The organism is Janthinobacterium sp. SUN073 (assembly GCF_030397665.1).
Classification (GTDB): domain Bacteria; phylum Pseudomonadota; class Gammaproteobacteria; order Burkholderiales; family Burkholderiaceae_D; genus Janthinobacterium.
The window spans coordinates 272,201-290,204 of sequence record NZ_JAPUBT010000003.1 but is presented as its reverse complement, the minus strand read 5'-3'; the positions used below and the strand labels follow the sequence as shown (position 1 = coordinate 290,204).

At 70.3% G+C, this 18,004-nt stretch carries 7 protein-coding genes; 5 read left to right on the top strand and 2 right to left on the bottom strand.

The features are described 5' to 3' along the window. The first annotated feature begins 170 nt into the window (after positions 1-170). Together O0882_RS11885 and O0882_RS11880 are read left to right on the top strand one after the other, a co-directional pair. Complete coding sequence (locus tag O0882_RS11885) at positions 171-12,968, top strand: filamentous haemagglutinin family protein (RefSeq protein ID WP_289948137.1); 12,798 nt, start codon at positions 171-173, stop codon at positions 12,966-12,968. Beyond that, complete coding sequence (locus tag O0882_RS11880) at positions 12,968-13,570, top strand: RNA polymerase sigma factor (RefSeq protein ID WP_289948476.1); 603 nt, start codon at positions 12,968-12,970, stop codon at positions 13,568-13,570. Before O0882_RS11885 ends, O0882_RS11880 begins: the two co-directional genes overlap by 1 nt. A 21-nt stretch (positions 13,571-13,591) precedes the next feature. On the opposite strand, the gene O0882_RS11875 is transcribed toward O0882_RS11880, so the two are convergent. Next, positions 13,592-14,134, bottom strand: a complete 543-nt coding sequence (locus O0882_RS11875; protein WP_289948136.1) for a cytochrome b — start codon at positions 14,132-14,134, stop codon at positions 13,592-13,594. A gap of 195 nt (positions 14,135-14,329) precedes the next feature. Between O0882_RS11875 and O0882_RS11870 the strand changes: the two genes are divergently transcribed. Genes O0882_RS11870 through O0882_RS11860 form a run of 3 tightly spaced genes read left to right on the top strand, consistent with a single transcriptional unit; the run spans position 14,330 to position 17,128 of the window. After that, positions 14,330-15,025 (top strand): response regulator, encoded by a 696-nt coding sequence (locus tag O0882_RS11870; RefSeq protein WP_289948475.1) that lies wholly within the window; start codon positions 14,330-14,332, stop codon positions 15,023-15,025. Next, positions 15,022-16,419 (top strand): ATP-binding protein, encoded by a 1,398-nt coding sequence (locus O0882_RS11865; RefSeq protein WP_289948133.1) that lies wholly within the window; start codon positions 15,022-15,024, stop codon positions 16,417-16,419. Before O0882_RS11870 ends, O0882_RS11865 begins: the two co-directional genes overlap by 4 nt. A 10-nt stretch (positions 16,420-16,429) precedes the next feature. Beyond that, positions 16,430-17,128: a VIT family protein gene (locus tag O0882_RS11860; protein WP_289948131.1), complete on the top strand. Its 699-nt coding sequence runs from the start codon at positions 16,430-16,432 to the stop codon at positions 17,126-17,128. A 5-nt stretch (positions 17,129-17,133) separates the two neighbouring features. On the opposite strand, the gene O0882_RS11855 is transcribed toward O0882_RS11860, so the two are convergent. Further along, the gene (locus tag O0882_RS11855; RefSeq protein WP_289948130.1) at positions 17,134-17,979 is read right to left on the bottom strand and encodes a universal stress protein; all 846 of its coding nucleotides are present in this window, start codon (positions 17,977-17,979) and stop codon (positions 17,134-17,136) included. Positions 17,980-18,004: the final 25 nt, after the last annotated feature.

Sequence of the window (18,004 nt, the reverse complement as noted above, 5' to 3'; positions counted from 1 at the left end):
GGTATCTCGCCTTCCACTATGGGAACGCTCCCGGCGTTGCCTTCGATAGTGTTTCTGGAAAAAATAAATGCGGGTTAGGCGGACAGCATGCGTCCCAGTCATGAGCAGCGCATTTTCAGCGCGCCTTCCCTGACCAACCAGCACGTTCATTTTTCCAGGAAATCATTGCCATGACCATGTTTCACACTGCCCGGCGCACGACCATGACACAGACGCTGCGCGTGCCCGCGCCGCAAGCGGCCATGCGGCTCACGCCACTCGCGTATGCCGTTGCCGTGCTGCTGGCGGCGGGCGGCACGGTGCAGCAGGCGCAGGCGCAGCAGGCGTTCAGCGGCGCCTGGTTTGCCGGCAAGGGCGCGACGCAGGCGACAGCGGTGCAGACGGGGCGGCAGCCTGGCGGCGTGCCGCTGGCTGGCCGGCCGGCGGTGCCCGGCGTGCAGACTGGCGAGCAGTTGCAGCGTTCGCTCAACAACCTGAATCTGGCCGCGCGCGCGATCGCTGCGCAGCAGGCGGCGCAGGCACAGGCACGCCAGGCAGCGGCCGCTGCGCCCGGCGTGCCCGACGGCCTGGTGAATGGCGGCCTGAAGATCGATGCCAACAGCCTGACGGCTGGCTGGCTCAACGCCCAGGCGCCCGTGCAGACGGTGCAGGGAGGCAAGACGACGGTGCTGGTGCGGCAGACGGCCGACAAGGCCATCCTGAACTGGGAAACGTTGAATGTCGGCAAGGATACGATCTTGTCCTTCCAGCAGCAGAAGGACTGGGCCGTGCTGAACCGGGTCAATGATCCGCTGGCGCGTCCCAGCCAGATCCAGGGCCGCATCGAGGGTGACGGCACGGTGCTGCTGGTCAACCGCAACGGCATCGTCTTCCATGGCGCCAGCCAGGTCGATACGCGCAACCTGGTGGCTGGCGCCGCCGGCATCGGCGACGCGCAGTTCCGCGAGCGCGGTATTTACAGCAATGGCAGCGCGCCATCGATCAGCGATGCACTGGGCAAGGTCGACGTGCTGCGCGGCGCGCGCCTCGCCGCGCGCGCGCCCGCCAATTCCACCGAGGGGGGCGGTTATGTGCTGCTGGCGGGCGCCGAGGTGCATAACGGCGGCGAGATCCTGGCGCCGAAGGGTCAGGTGCTGCTGGCCGCTGGCGACAGCTTCGTCATCCGCAAGGGCGTGGGCACGGATGGCAATGCGCTGTCCACCACGCGTGGCAATGAGGTCGTGCCGCGCTTCGGTGCGGCGGGGGCGACAGGCAAGGTCGCCAATTCGGGGCTGATCCAGGCGCGCGAAGGCGATGCGACCCTGGCCGGGCGCGAGGTGCGCCAGGATGGCGTGCTGCTGGCCAGCACCAGCGTCAATGCGCGCGGCACGCTGCACCTGCAGGCGCTGGGCGAACAGGCCGCCGTGGTGCTGGGACAGGGCGCCACGACAGCCGTCCTGATCGAGGAAGATGCGAGCAATACGGCGCTCGACAGCCAGCGCGACGGCTTGCGCGGCCCGGCCGTGGCCGGCGCAGCGTCCATGCTGCCGCTGGCGGACCGGCGCGACCAGTCGCGCATTGCCATCGACAGCGCCGGCACGGTGGATTTTCAGGGCGCGTCGCTGACGCTGGCCACGGGTGGGCAGATCAGCGTCAACGCGGCCGGCCGCAGCCTGGTGCGCGATGGCGCACAGATCGACGTGGCGGGCGCGGCCGGCGTGCGGCTGGCCATGGAAAGCAACAACGTCAAGGTCAACGTGCAGGGCAACGAACAGCGCGACGCACCGGGCAACCGCGATGGCAAGGGGCTCAATAGCAGCGATATCTGGCTGGACAGGCGCAGCCTGGTGTTTGTTCCCAAGGGAACGAACGGCTATGACAGCGACCGCTGGTACACGGCGGGCGGCTTGCTGGAGGTGGGCGGCTACCTGGGCATGCAGGGACACACGGTGGGAGAATGGATGGCGCAGGGCGGTACGCTCAGTTTTGACGGCAAGGACGTCGTCACGCAGGCCGGCTCCAGCATCAACCTGTCGGGCGGTACCTTGCGGGTGGAAGGCGGCTCGATCCGCCAGACCTGGGTGAATGGGGCCGACGGCCGCCAGTACGAAGCATCGCGCGCGCCCGGCGACCTGCTGTACACGGGCCTGTACCGGGGCTTTGAAGAGCTGCACGCGCGCTGGGGCGAGTCCGCCACGGCTTCCTACCGCAGTCCGCTGATCGCGCCGCTGCAGCGGCTGGAAAACGGCTATACGGTGGGGCGCGATGCCGGCAAGCTGGTGATCGGCACGCAGGCGGCCGTGCTGGAAGGGCTGATCGACGCCAGCGCCGTCCAGGGGCCGGGTCAGCAGCAGGCGGCGCAGGCCGGTGTCGATGGCTACCATCAGTCGCACAAGGCCGCCGCCACGCGCGGCCAGCTGATCGTCGGCCGCTCCGTGCCCATGTTCGAAAAGAGCACGGGCCTGACGCACGACAGCCTGAGCGCCGTCATGCGCGACGTGCAACTGGCCGGCGGCGCGGACGATATCGCCGCAGGCCTGGACCTGGGCACGCTGCTGCCGACCTCGCGCCAGGGGCGCCTGGTGCTCGATACGGCACGCCTGAACGGCTTCGAACTGGGCGCCCTGCGCATTGCCGCCACGGACACGATCGCCGTCAATGGCGCCGTGCGCGTGGCCGACGGCGGCAACGTGACCCTGTACGGCAGCGCTGTGGCGGTCAATGCCGACGTGACGGCGCATGCGGGCGGCATCCAGATCGGCAATATCCTGCGGCAGGCTGTCAACGACCGCATCGAGGACAGCGTGCTGAAGGCGCCCACCGGCGGCAAGGCCGGCGTGCAGGTGGCTGGCGGCGTGACGCTGGATGCGAGCGGCTTGTGGAGCCAGTCCCCGCAGGAGGAGGAATCATTGCCTGGCGCCAAGCTGGCCTACCGGCATGGCGGCAGTGTTTCCCTGCGCAGCAGCGGCGATGTGCTGCTGCGCCAGGACAGCCGCATCGACGTGCGCTCGGGCGCGGCGCAGCTGGCCGGTGGTACGCTACGCGGCGGCAAGGGCGGCAACGTGACGCTGGAAACGCGGATGCAGGGCAGCGAGCGCGCGGCCAGCCTGGGTTTCGATGGCGCGCTGCTGGGCCAGGGCATGGAGGGCGGTGGCACGCTGCAGGTGCGCGCGGCGAAGGTGCTGATTGGCGCACCGGCGCGGGCGGCGGCCGACACGCTGCAGCTCGACAGCGGCTTTTTTGACAAGGGTTTTTCCCGCTACGATATCGGCGGCAACGGCGGCTTGACGGTGGCAGACGGCGCGCAGGTCGCGGTGACGATGCCGCTGCTGCGCCTGGCCGGGCAGGAGGTGGAAGCGTGGCTGTCGCCCGTATACCGCGAAGACGCAAGGAAGGGCGTGCTGACACAGCGCCTCGGCGCCAGCTTGCGGCTGCAGGCAGGTGTGGCGGACGTCTCCGGTGGCGCGGACATGGCCGGCGTCCAGGCGCGTATCGGCCACGGCGCCACGCTGGAAGTCGATCCTGGCCAGTCGATCACGGTCGCCGGCATCGGCCAGCTGACGCTCGATGGCCGCCTGAATGCCTGGGGCGGCAAGATCGTGCTGGAAGGCATGGCGGGTGATGTGCAGGCGGCCGAGGCGGCCAACGGCGCCGGGCACGGCCGCTCGATCTGGATCGGCGACGGGGCCGTGCTGGACGCGGCGGCGCGCGCCGCCACGGCCGTCGATGCGCGCGGCCAGCGCTATGGCCTGGTGCGCGACGGTGGCAGCATCGTGGTGGGCGGCACGCTCGACCAGGCCACGGGCAAGGCCGATGCGGCGCACCTGTTCGTGGTCGTGCGCGAAGGCGCGCTGCTCGACGCTTCCGGCACACAGGCGCAGCTCGACGTGGCGGGTCTGGGCGCCACGCAAGTGGCCAGCCGTGGCGGCAGCATTACGCTGGCGTCGAACAACGGCCTGTATCTTGACGGCCAGATGAAAGCCGGCGCGGGCGGCGCCGGCGCGGCCGGCGGCACGCTTGCTCTCGCGCTGGAAACGCCGCAGTACCGCGATACCGCGGGCGCGCGCGTGCGCCAGGCGCGCGAGTTCATGCTGCGCCAGCAGCCGGCCGGCGGCACGCTGGCCGGCACGCAGCCGGAACAGGCGGGCGCGCAGTTCGTGTATGGCCACGCGGCGCTGGCCGCCTCGCAGGTGGCCGCTGGCGGCTTCGGCAATCTGTCCATTCTCAGCAACGGCATGCTCGGCTTCGATGGCGACCTGTCCCTGTCGCTGGGCCAGAGTCTGCATCTGTACGCGCCCACCCTGGTACTGGCCGACGGCGCGGCGGCGGCCACGCGCGTGCTGCTGGCGGCGCCGTACATGCGCCTGGCCGGCATCGGCGCCGTCGGCACGGGCGATGGGCAGATACGTCCCACTGTGACGGGCGGCGTGTCGACGCAGCCGGCTGCGGGCAGCCTGCGCCTGGAAGCGGGCCGGCTGCTCGACGTGCGCGACGTGCTGACGACGGGTGCGCATGGCGGCAAGGAGCGCGCGCAAGGACTGCCGATGGTGCTCGACCGGCGTGCCTTCGACAGCGTGGAACTGGCCAGCCAGGGCGACTTGCGTTTCCTGGGCGCCACCGTCAGCGGCCAGAATACCGTCCTGAACACGCCGGCCGACCTGGCGCTGACGGCGGCCCGCATTTATCCGGCAACGGGCGCCAACGCCATCGTGCGGGCCGGCTACCTGGGCGGGGGCAGCGATTATGCGCAGCAGCGCCTGCTGCGCATAGGCCGCGCCGGCACGGATGACGCAGCGCCGCCACTGCCGCCATCTTCCGCCTTCGGCGCGCTGACCCTGGGCGCGGCCGCGATCGAGCAGGGCGGCGTGTTGCTGGCCCCGCTGGGCAGCCTCGTGCTGGGCGCCAGTACGGGCGCCAGCCTGTCGGACACGCGTTCCTTGCGCTTCCTGCCAGGCAGCGTGACGTCGGTCAGCGGCGCCGGCCTGATGCTGCCGTATGGCGGCACGGCCGACGGCGTCAGCTGGCGCTACGATGGCCAGGATGTCAGCCTGCTGGGCGCGGGAGGCACCTATGGCACGACGGCCAATCTGAAGGTGGGACTGGCGATGAAGAGCCGCGCGGTCGACGTGCAGCCGGGCGCCGTGCTCGATCTGTCGGGCGGTGGCCAGTTGCTGGGCGCCGCCTTCGTGGCCGGCCGTGGCGGTTCCACCGATGCGCGCTACCACCCGCTGGTGCAGACGCGGGCCAACGGCGGCTTCATCCTGCCTGAACTGGCCAGCAATCCCGTGTACGCGATCGTGCCGGGCGCGCAGGCGCCGGTGGCGCCCGCCGATGGCGAGCGCGGCGCCAGTGTGCCCGTGCCGGGCCAGCAGGTGACGATAGGCGCCGGCGTGCCTGGCTTGCCGGCCGGCAGCTACACCTTGCTGCCGTCGACCTACGCCTTGTTGCCGGGCGCCTTCCGCGTCGAGTTCAATGGCCAGGCCGGCATCGCGCCGGCCGCGCCGAATGCCATGCGCAATGGTTCCTGGGCCGCCAGTGGCCGCCTGTCCGTGGCCGGTACGGGCATCGGTGACACCCTGTCGCGACAGCTGATCGTGACGCCGGCCAGCGTGTTGCGCAGTTATTCGCAGTACCGGGAAACCAGCTATGCCGATTTCGTGCGCGCCGACGCGGCCAGGCTGGATGTGCCGCGCGCCATGCTGGAAGCGGATGCGCGGACCATGCTGGTCCAGTTGATGCCAGGCAATGGTGACGCCATCGATTTCCATTTCCAGGGCCAGGCCCGCTTTCAGCCCGCCGACAAGGGACATGGCGGCACGCTGGCCTTCCCGATGGACGGCGGGCATCTGGAAGTGCTGGCGGCCGTTGGCCAGGCCAGCGCCGACCTTGGCACCGTATCGCTGCGCGCCGCTGACGTCAACGCCGTGGGCGCGGCGCGCCTGTCGCTGGGCAACTTGCCCGTGGTGCGCTACGGCCAGGGCGGCAACCTGCTCGACTTCTCCACTGGCGGGGCCGCCGGCGCCATCACCGTGCGTGACGGGGCGTCGCTGTCGGCAGCCGAAGTATTGCTCATCGCTAACTCAACAGTGGCAAACCAGGGCGCCGGCATCAAGGTCGAGCAGGGTGCGGCCATCAGCACGCTGGGGCGCGGCAAGTCCGCCTTCGATGCCGACGACGGTTTCGTCTACCAGCCCGGCTACCGCGGCGTGCTGGCCGTGTCCAACGGCCGCCTGCAGATGCTGGCGCCGCAATACGATAGCGCGGGCACGCCGGCCAGCATCCGCATCGGCACTTGCGCGCAGGCAGCTTGTGCGGCAGTCACCTCGCTGTATTCGGAAGGTTCGATCGCCTTTGCGACCAGCAGTGCCTTCGAGCTCGGCGACGCCGTGCGCTACGGCACGCGTCACCTGACCCTGGCGGTCGGCGGCATCAATGTGGGCAGTGCGCAGGCGCTCGATGCGGCGGCCGCGCGCGGTGCCTTGCCGCCGGGACTGACCTTGAACCAGGAGGTCCTGGACCGCCTGCTGCGCGGCGATGCCGGCACGGGCGCGCCGGCCTTGCAGACCTTGTCGCTGACGGCGGCCCAGTCGCTCAATTTCTACGGCGACACGACCCTGAGCACCATGGATGCCAGCGGCAAGTCGCTGCTGGACAAGTTGTCGCTGACGACGCCGGCCATGTATGGCGGCGGCAAGGCGGGCGAGGCGGCGCGCATCATCACCGATACCCTCGTCTGGAATGGCGGCACGGCCGGCCCGGCAGCGCTGCCCGGCGCCCTGCTGGCCGGCGGCGCCGGCACGGGCAGCGGCACGCTGGACGTGAACGCGCGGCGCATCGAGTTCGGCTATGGGCCCGACACGCGCCCGGACACGCTGGCCGACGCGCAGCGCCTGGTCCTGGGCTTCGCCGACGTCAGGCTCAATGCCAGCGAGCGCATCACGGCCAACCACAAGGGCAGCCTGGCCGTGCACCAGTCGCAGGGCGCTTATGCGACGGGCAAGGGCTACGCCTACGCAGGCGGCGACCTGTACCTGAACACGCCGCTGCTGACGGGACAAGCCGGTTCCGTCAACCGCATCACGGCAGGCGGGGCGCTCAATATCGCGGGAGCGGGCGGCGCCAGGCCACCGGCGCTTGCCGGCAGCGACGCGCTGGGCGCGGAACTGCTGTTGGCGGGCAATAGCGTGACGCTGGATACGGCCGTGGTGTTGCCTAGCGGTAAACTGACCCTGGCCGCCACAGGCGACGTGCGCCTGCTGGACGGCGCGCAGCTGGACTTGGCAGGACGCAAGGTCAGCATCCACGATGCGGACAAGTACAGCTGGGGCGGCGAAGTCATACTGACCAGCCGCAGCGGCAATATCGCGCAGGCGGCCGCCGCCGGCATCGATGTGTCGGCCCGCAACAACCAGGGGGGCAAGGTGCAAGCCATCGCCCTCGATGCGGCCGCAGGCATGGTCGACCTGCAGGGCCGGCTGCTGGGCGGCGCCAGCGGCCGCTATGACGCCGGTGGCACCGTCTTGCCCTACAAGGGCGGCGCCGTGGATATCCGCGCGCAGGACGTGGGCGATTTCGCGGCACTGAACCGGCGCCTGAACGATGGCAAGGTCGATGGCGAACGCAGTTTCCAGATCAAGCGGGGCGATCTGACCATCGGCGACGAGATCAGGGCGGGCAGCGTCAATGTTTCGCTCGATAATGGCCGCCTGACGGTGGCGGGCACCATCGACGCCAGCGGCGAGCGCGTGGGCGCCATCCGCCTGGCGGGCAAGCATGGCGTGACACTGGCGGGCACGGCCGTGCTCGACGCGCATGGCAGCGTGCTGCGCGTCGACAGCTATGGCAAGATCATCGATGCGCCGAACCGGGCGTTGATCGAAATCAATGCAGGCGATGGCGTGCTGGCCCTGGACAGCGGCGCGCGGCTCGATGTGCGCCACGGCACGGCCGCCGGCAGCGGCGCCGGCAAGGGCTGGCATGACGGCCAGGCGCGCGGCACGCTGGACTTGCACGCGGCGCGCCTGGGCAGCGCCGGTGGCGCCGGCGACGCCGACGCGGCCACGCACGGCGACATCGCCATCGTGGCTGGCGCAGGCCTGCGCATCGAAGGCGCGCGCGAGATCGCCGTGCACGGCACGGCGCGCTACGGCGATGCGCCACAAGGCGTGCTCAAGGATGCCAGTGGCCAGGTCGTGCCGGGCCCGGACGGCTTGCCGCAGGCGGACCTGGCGGCGGGCGGACGGCCGTACCAGTATATCGACCAGGCTTACCTCGACGGCAAGCATGGCGACAGCACGGACTTCATGGCGGCGGCGCTGGGCAACGCCAATTTGCTGGAAAATAAGCTGGCCGGCTTGCGCACGGCCGCATACGCCGAGGCGCTGCATGTGCGGCCCGGCGTGGAAATCGTCACGCAGGGCGACCTGGTGGTCAGCGGCGACATCGACCTGTCCGCGCACCGCTATGCGGGCCTGAACGCGAAGACGCCCAAAACCGCCGTGGCCGGCTCGGGCGAACCGGGCAGCCTGGTGCTGCGCGCGGGCGGCAATCTCGACATCTTTGGCAGCATCAACGACGGTTTTGCGCCGCCGCCCGCCACGCCGGACGACAAGGGCTGGGTGCTGACGCCGGGCCGCCAGGCCTACGGCGGCGACGTGGTGGTGCCGGGCCATGGCGTGGTGCTGGCCGAGGGAACGTTGTTTCCCGCCGGTAAGGTCTTGAATTATGCCCTGCCCATCCAGTCGGCGACGCTGGCCGTGGGCAGCGTGTTGCCGGTGGCGGCCAGCCTGGCGGCGGCGCTGGAAGTGCCAGTCGATACGGTGCTGCGCGCGGACGTGCGCGACAGCGCCGGCCGCCTGCTGCATGCGGCCGGCACGCTGGTTGCGGGCCAGCCGCTGCTGCTGCCGAAAGGCACGCAGCTGGGCGCCGGTTCGCAATTGCCCGGGACGGTCGCGCTGGAAGGCCTGACCTGGCCGGCCGGCGTGCCATTGCCTAGCCTGGCGCAGTTTGACAACTACCTCCGTCCGAACGGGGTCATGCTGGCCGGTGCGCTGGCCTTGCGCGTCGGTGCGCTGATCCCCGCCGATACCAGGGTCAAGCTGCCGGGCGATGCCCTCAGCGTGCCGCTGCGTGCCATCACGGGCGGCGTGCAGGGCCGTAACTGGGCGGTGGCGCCCATGCTGCCGGAAGGCTCGCTGTCGTGGTCGATGCGGCTCGTGTCCGGCGCCGATACCGGCGCGGCCGACACGCGCAGCATCCGGCCCGTGCTGGCGGGCGACTTGCGGCTGGCCGACAGCCACTACGCGCTGTATGAAACGTATGACCGGAAAATCATCCCGGGCACGCCGGCGCGGCCGGGCGGTGCCTGGTTCTGGAATGCGTTCGGGGGCGAGCTGGGGTACGAGCCGGGCACGCCGGTGCCGCCTGATTTTGAAGGCATGTGCGACGAGGGCGCCTGCGACCGCCACAACTATGCCTGGAGCGACAGCGCCAGCCTGTATGACCCCACCTGGCTGCCCGGCAAGCCGGTGCCGCTGGATGTGGAAGGGCTGTGCGACCCGGACCTCTGCATCCCGCTGGGCAAGGCGATTCCCGGCACGCCGGACCGGGTGGAAATCGGCGCGCTGAAAAGCGTGACGCCAGCGACCCAGCATTTCAGCGTGCTGCGCACGGGGACGGGCGACCTGGACCTGATCGCGGCCGGCAACGTCAGCACCCTGTCGCCATACGGTATCTATACGGCGGGCACCTCGACCGCCAGCCTGGGCAATGCCGCCTACAATCAGGCGCGCGGGCGCGCCGGCGACGGCGCGACGGTGCTGGGTAGCGGCGGAGCCGCGTATGAGCACCTGGTCGATGGCGGCGCGGCCAGCGCCTATGCGGCCTGGTACCCCGACCATGGCGGCAATCTGCTGCTGCGCGCGGGCGGCAACCTGACGGGCGACATCGTCAGTGCGTTCGGTGTCGCGCGCCAGGAAGACTTGCGCAGGCAGGCGGGCAGCGCCAACGTGGGCAACTGGCTGTGGCGCCAGGGCACGGGCGGCACGGCCGGCGTGGACCCGATTCCCGCCAGCTGGTGGATCAATTTTGGCACGTATATCAAGGAAGCCGGCGGCGCGAGCGTCCTGCAGCCCGACCAGGCGATCATCGACAAGCTGCCCATGCTGGTGGGCTTCACGGGCATGGGCACGCTGGGCGGCGGCAACCTGAGCGTCGATGTGGGCGGCCACGCGGGCATGCAGGCGCGGCGCGGCTCGGCTGATGGCACCCAGGCGCCGCGCAGCGAAGGCCTGGTGCTGGCCGTGGCCGGCACGGGCCGCGTCGGCGCCGACGGCGGCATGCTGCTGACGGGCGGCGGCGACATGGACGTGCGCATCGGCGGCGACCTCAATCCCGGCCTGCAGGCCAGGGCGGCCGTCAACAACGGCTTTGGCATGCAGCCGGGCGTGGCGACGGATTACCAGAACCAGAACCTGAACCTGAACGGCGTGCTGGGCAATCTGCGCGGCGCGCTGGCCCTGCAAACGGGCAGCCTGGGCGGCGTCGCCTTCAATTATGGCGGCATGCCGCAGCAGCACGACAGCAAGGAGCAGCGCGCCTACGATCCCTACGGCGCCACGCTGGGCACGGCCACGGGCGGCGCGACGCTGATGCTGGGCGATGCGGCGGCGCGCGTGTCCACGCGGGGTGACTTGGTGCTGGCCGGCACGGGCGATCCGGGCCGCGTGAAGACGCCTCATTCGTCCGCGTTCACGGCCCATGGCAAGGCCTATGCGCAGGGCGGATATGGCTGGTTTTCGCTGTGGACGGACGGCACGGCGATCGACCTGTTCGCCGCCGGCGGCAGCCTGGCGCCGAGCGTGCAGCTGGGCGATGTCGATTCGAGCCGTGCGCCGTCCAGCCTGGGCAACCATGCCGATTCGGACGGGCGTTTCCTGTTTCCTTCGCAGCTGGGGGTGGTGGCCGCGAATGGCAGCATCTTCCTGGGCAAGTCGGCGCTGGGCGGAAACGACTATTATGCGCCCGGCTATTCCATGCTGCTGGCGCCATCGGCCAGCGGCCGGCTCGACCTGCTGGCCGGCGATTCGCTGTATGCCAGCGGTTATGCCGTGAGCCGCTCGGGCGCCGCCGCATCGAGCCTGCCCACGCCCGTTCATCCCGCCTTCGCCGGCTATGAGCAGCCGGCCACCTACGTGGCGGGCAATGGCGGCGTGGACGGCATCGTGTCGTCACTGGCACGCTTTCCCCTGTTCGCGTTTGGCAGCCCCAGCGCCGCGCCGCTCGGCGACGCCGCCGGCACGCCGTCGCGCCTGTACGCGGGCAAGGGCGATATCGTCGGCTTGCGCAGCGGCGAAATTCTGGCGTTTGCCAACGGCCAGCGGGCCGGGCAGACGTGGTACGAGGGCACCACCCCCGTGTGGATGAGGGCCGGGCGCGACATTGTCAACTCCGGCACGCAGCCGGGCCAGCCGACGGCGCTGCCGAATGCCATCGCCAATACCCGCGAGAACGCGTATGGCAATGGCGTCAGCACGGGCAACCTGTTCGTGCATGCGCATGCCACGGACGTGTCCATCGTCGCGGCCGGCCGCGACATCCTGCATAGCAGCTTCAACGTGGCCGGTCCCGGCACGCTGGAACTGACGGCGGGGCGGCATATCCGCATGGAAGAGCAGGGTGCGCTGGTCAGCCTGGGCGCCGTGGTGGCTGGCGATCAACGTCCCGGCGCCGGCATCGTGCTGCAGGCGGGGCTGGGCGAAGCCGGCGTCAACGGCGTCGATTTCGCCGCCTTCGCGCAGCGCTACCTGGACCCGGCCAACCTGGCCCAGGCTGGCGTGCCGCTGGCACAACAGGCGGGCAAGGTCGCCAGGACCTATGCGCCGGAGCTGGCCGCCTGGCTGGCGGCGCGCTTGGGTTTCGCCGGCACGCCGCAACAGGCGCGCACGCGTTTTGCCGCCTTGCCGCCCGAGCAGCAGCGTATCTTCGCGCGCCAGGTCTTCTTCGATGAATTGAAGGCGGGCGGGCGCGAGTACAACGATGCGCAAGGTCCGCGTTTCGGCAGCTACCTGCGCGGCCGCAACGCCATCGCGGCGCTGTTCCCCGCGCAGGATGCGCACGGCGCGCGTATCGGCTACCAGGGCGATATCAGCCTGTATGGCCCGTCTGGCGTCAATACCCTGTTCGGCGGCGACATCAGCATGCTCGCGCCGGGCGGCAAACAGGTCTTCGGTACGGAGGGCCAGGCGCCGCTCGCGGTGCCTGGCCTGGTGCCCGGCGTGCTCACGCAGGGTGCGGGCGATATCGCGCTGTACGCCCAGGACAGCATGCTGCTGGGCCAAAGCCGCATCATGACCACCTTCGGCGGTGCCATCCTGGGCTGGTCGGCGCTGGGCGACATCAATGCGGGGCGCGGTTCGAAGTCGACCATCGTCTACACGCCGCCCAAGCGCGTGTATGACCAATGGGGCAATGTGACGCTGGCGTCCGACGTACCCAGCACGGGCGCCGGCATCGCCACGCTGGCGCCGATACCGGAAGTGCCGGCCGGCGATATCGACCTGATCGCTCCGCTGGGTACCATCGACGCGGGCGAGGCGGGCATCCGCGTCTCGGGCAATATCAACCTGGCGGCGCTGCAGGTGGTGAACGCGGCGAACATCCAGGTGCAGGGGAAATCGAGTGGCATGCCGGTGCTGGCTGCCGTGAACGTGGCCGCCCTGAGCAACGCCAGTGCGGCGGCGTCGCAGGCGACGGGCGCGGCGCAGGAAGTGCTGCAGCGCGAGCGGGCGGCGGCGCGCGGCAGCTTGCCATCGATCTTTTCCGTGCGCGTGCTGGGCTTTGGCGACGAGCCGGTCGAGGACGGCGACAAGCGCGGCAAGGCGGCCAGCTACCGGCCGGACAGCCCCGTCGCCATCCTGGGCCTTGGCGGCACGGGTGCCACTCAGCGCGCCCACCTGACGCGCCAGGAGCAGCAGGAGCTGGATCTGTGATGGCCAGCGTGGAAGCGTTGTCGCCATGCCTGCAGGCGCACCTGGCCACGCACTACACGCGCCTGCACCGGCGCCTGACGCGCTACCTGGGCTGCGCGGAGCTGGCCAGCGACAGCCTGCACGACGCCTGGCTGCGCCTGGCGGGCAAGCCGGCACCGCCCGCCAGCAGCATGGATGCCTACGTCTGCCGCGTGGCGTGCAACCTGGCCGTGGACCGGCTGCGCCAGGCGCGGCCCTGGCACTACGCGGATGGCGCCGAAGCGGTGCTGGAACAGTTGGCAGATGGCGCGGCGGGACCGGCCACGCTGGCCGAAGTGCGCTCCGAACTGGCCGCCGTCGACCGGGCGGTGGCGTGCCTGCCGCGGCGCCACCGCCAGGTGCTGTTCGGCTTGCGCCTGGAGGACGCCACGCGCGACGAGGTGGCCGCGCGCCACGGCATCTCGCTGCGCAGCGTCGACACCCTGCTGCGGCAGGCGCTCGACCACTGCGCCGCGCAGACGGGGCAGACCGTCATCGGCGGCATCGGTACGGCGCGCCGGGCTTTGCGCACGGCGCGGGCTGGTTTCCAGCCGGGACCGTCATCGTTTGCTGTTGCCTCATAAGCATCATGGCACGCCAGCCGTCTACAGCATGCGCTGGAAGACGCCGTCCTTGTCCAGCAGCAGATGCTTGAGGCCGGCAATGGCGTGCAGGACGATCAGGGCGGCCAGGGTCCAGGCGCCCAGTTCGTGCAGTTCGAAGCATTGTTCGGCCAGGGCGTGGTCGGGCGCGAACCAGCGCGGCAGGGCCAGGCCGAAGAAGGCCACGCCGCTCTTGCTCAGCAGCGCTCCCGCCAGGCCAGTCGCCGGCACCAGCAGCATGCCCGCGTACAGCAAGCCATGCCCCAGGCGTGACAGGCGCGCTTGCCACGGCGCCACGGACGGCGGCAGGCTAGCCGGCGCGTGTCCCAGGCGCCAGGCGGCGCGCGCGGCGAGCAGCAGCAGGAGCAGCAAGCCCAGCGATTTATGCAGATTGAAGTATACCTCGCTGCCGGGATCGTCCTCGACCTCCATCATATACCAGCCCAGGGCCAGCATGGCGGGGATCAGCACGGCCATCAGCCAGTGCAGCAGGCGCGCAGGGGCCGCATAGCGCCAGTCTTGCGTCTTCAAAGTGTGGGTGTGCATGGTGTTTCCTTGTCGTTGTGTTGCGTGGATGATGCATCTGGCCGCCAGCGGTTAAGATACGGGGCGGGCATGGGAGGCAGCCGGAAGTGGACGATGTATCGATGGTCGCCAGCGGATGTTAAGAAGTTCTTAATGTCCGGCGCCTACGCTGCCGGCATGAAATTCGGACAGGACAGCCAGACAGGACAGGCCACGATGCGTATATTGCTGACAGAAGACGATCCCCAGCTGGGGCGCGCCACGCAGATGGGGCTGGAGCAGGCCGGCTATGCGGTCGACTGGGTGCAGTCGGCCGAAAGCGCGCATATGGCCGTGCGCCTGCACCGCTATGGCTGTCTGTTGCTCGACCTGGCCCTGCCGGGCGAAGATGGCATGCAGGCGCTGGCGACCTTGCGCCGCGGCGGCTATGACGGGGCGATCCTGATCGTCACGGCGCGCGATCAGATCGTCGACCGGGTGACGGGCCTGGATGCGGGCGCGGATGACTTCATCGTCAAGCCCTTCGACCTCGATGAGCTGGCGGCGCGCATGCGCAGCGCCTGCCGCCGCGCGGCCGGGCGCACGCACGAAGAACTCGTGCACGGCGATATCGTCATCGACGTCGCCGCGCGCCAGGTGCGGCAGGGCGGCGTGGAGGTGCCCGTGACGGGCAAGGAGTTCAGCATCCTGCTGATGCTCGTCGAGCAGCGCGGGCGCATCCTGAGCCGCGTGCAGCTGGAAGAGGGCGTCTACAGCTGGGGCGAGGAAGTCGACAGCAACGCGCTGCAGGTGCATATCCACCATTTGCGGCGCAAACTGGGCAAGGCGCTGATCCGCACCGTGCATGCCATCGGCTACAGCATCGACAAGCCCGCTACGCCGGATACGCCCGATGTGCAGGCGTGTCCATGATGCCCGCCATCCCGGGTAACGCGGGCGCATGGTCGCTGCGGCGCACGCTGCTGGCCGTGCTGCTGGGACTGACGTTCACCTTATGGGGCTTCAGTGCCGCCATCGTGTATCTGGAAGCGGGGCGCGAAAGCCAGGAACTGTTCGACCAGTCGCTGGCCGAGACGGGCCATTTGCTGCTCGCTTTGGCCGAGCACGAGGTGCAGGAGCATGGCGCGAGCGCGTCGCTGGTGATGCCGGTGGCGCAGAACCGCAACCACCGCCAGTATCTGCTGTTCCAGGTGTGGGATGCGCGGCAGCGCCTGCTGTACAAGAACGCCGGCGCGCCGGATCAGGCGTTCGCCGCGCCGGCCGATGTGGGCTACAGCTGGCACGACAACGATGGCCGCCTGTGGCGCATCTACACGAGCTGGAATCACAACGCGCAGCTGCAGATCCAGGTGGCGGAACCGGCCAGCCACCGCCAGGAAATCAGCGGCCGCTTCGCCGTGAAGCTGCTGGCCATCGGCTTGCCGATGGCGGCCCTGGCGGCGCTGGCCATCTGGTGGAGCATCAACCGCGTGTTTCGCGCCCTGCGCCGTAGCGCCGATGAAGTGGCGCTGCGCACGCCCGACGATCTTGCCAGCGTCAGCGTGACGGGTGCGCCGCTGGAAGTGCAGCCGCTGCTGCAGGCTATCAACCGCCTGTTCGTGCGCGTGCGCCAGACGCGCGAGCAGGAGCAGCGCTTCACGGCCGATGCCGCGCATGAACTGCGCACGCCGCTGGCGGCCATCAAGACCAACCTGCAGGTGCTGCAGCGCGCGCGCAGCGACGCCGAGCGCAAGGAATCCGTGATGGGCCTGGGCCTGAGCGTGGACCGCGCCACGCGCCTGGTGGGGCAGTTGCTGACCTTGTCCCGGCTCGACCCGCAGTCGCAGCCGCCGCCCGACCTGCCCGTGCTGGACCTGGCCGCCGTGCTGGCCGAACAGCTGCCCGCCTGGATGGCGCAGGCGCAGCGCCAGGATTTGCTGCTGCGGGCCGACCTGGCCACGGCGCCGTGCCGTTTGCAGCTCGACCATGTCCTGATCCTGGCGCGCAATCTGATGGACAATGCCATGCGCTACACCCCGGCCGGCGGCACGCTGGTGCTGGCCTGCCGCACCGAGGCCGACGGCGTGCTGCTGCGCGTGAGCGACACGGGGCCCGGTATCGCCGAGCAGCTGCGCGAGCGCGTGTTCGAACGCTTTTTTCGCGCCGCCGGCGCGCAGCAGCCGGGCAGCGGCCTGGGCTTGTCGATCGTGCGGCGCATCGCCGAAACGCATGGTGCCAGCGTGCAGCTGGCCGCCGGCCACGATGGCGCTGGCCTGGTGGTGACGGTGCGCTTTCCCGTGCCCACCGACGCGGCCTTTCCAGCATAAAGGAGCGAATATGCCATTGCGACACCGCGAGTTTCACCGGATGGACAACGTGGGCTGGCTGCGCGCCGCCGTGCTGGGCGCCAATGACGGCATCGTCTCGACGGCCAGCCTGGTGCTGGGTGTCGTGGCGTCCCACGCCACGCACGACAGCATCCTGGTGGCCGGCGTGGCGGGCCTGGTGGCGGGCGCCATGTCGATGGCCACGGGCGAATATGTGTCGGTGCAATCGCAGGCCGATACGGAACAGGCGGCGCTGGAGCGCGAGGGCGGCGAGCTGCTCGGCGATCCCAAGGGGGAGCTGCACGAGCTGACGCACATTTATGTGGCGCGCGGCCTGGCGCCGGCGCTGGCCGCGCAAGTGGCCAGGGCGCTGACGGCGCACGATGCGATCGGCGCGCATGCGCGCGATGAACTGGGCATCACGGAGAGCATGCGCGCGCGCCCGCTGCAGGCGGCGCTCGCTTCGGCGCTCAGTTTTGCCGTCGGTGCGGCGTTGCCGCTGCTGGTGGTGTTGCTGGCGCCGCTGTCGATGCTGGCGCCAGCCATCGTCGTGGCGTCGCTGCTATCGCTGGCCCTGCTGGGCGGCCTGGCCGCCAGGGCCGGCGGCGCGCGCGTGGGCCGTGGCGTGCTGCGCGTGGTGTTCTGGAGCGCGCTGTCGATGGCGGCGGCATCGGGCATCGGGGCGCTGTTCGGCGCCACGGCAGCCTGACGCTGTCAGTGCGACACCAGCACCGGCAAGCGCATGTCCTGCAGCACCGTGCGCGTGACGCCGCCCAGCAGCGCTTCGCGCAGGCGCATGTGGCCGTAGCAGCCCATCACAACCAGGTCGCACTGGCGCTGCGCGGCCATGGCCAGCAGCGCCGCGCCCACGTCCTGGCCCGGCGGCGTGTCGTGCTGCAGCACCTCGACGTTGACGCCGTGACGCGCCAGGTACAGGGCCAGGTCGGCACCCGGCTGCTCGCCGTGCGCGGCCGGCTGGGCGTGCGAATTGACGACGGCCAGGGTCACCTGCCGCGCGCGTTGCAGCAGCGGCAGCGCATCGGTGATGGCGCGCAGCGCTTCGGCGCTGCCGTTCCAGGCCAGCAGCGGGTGCTGCGCGGTATCCGATAGCGCGGCGGACGGCATGTGCGGCACCATCAGCACGGGCCGGCCGCAATGCAGCATCAGGTATTCGGGCGTGCCGGCGATGACGCGCGAGGGCGTATCCTGCGCGTCCGTCTGGCCGAGGATCAGCAAGTCGCAATAGCGCGCCTGCAGCAGCAGCGCGCCTTGCGCGTCGTCGTCGACGAAGCGCGTTTCGTAGGTGCCCAGGCCTTCTTCGCGGGCGATGCGCTCGAATTCATGCAAGGCCTCGCTGGCCTGGCTGCGCAGCGCCTGCATCTGCGCCGGCGCAAACTGCAGCGCGTTGACGCCGCCGCCATACGCATAGCGCGAGATGCCGCTCATGGCCGAACCGATCAGGTGCGCGCCTTCGGCGACGGCCAGGCGCACGGCCAGGCGGATGCGCTGGGCGCAGTGGCGGGAATTGTCGACGTGGACCAGCAGGGTAGTGTAGGGCATGGCGTTTTCCTCGGTTGTCGGAAGT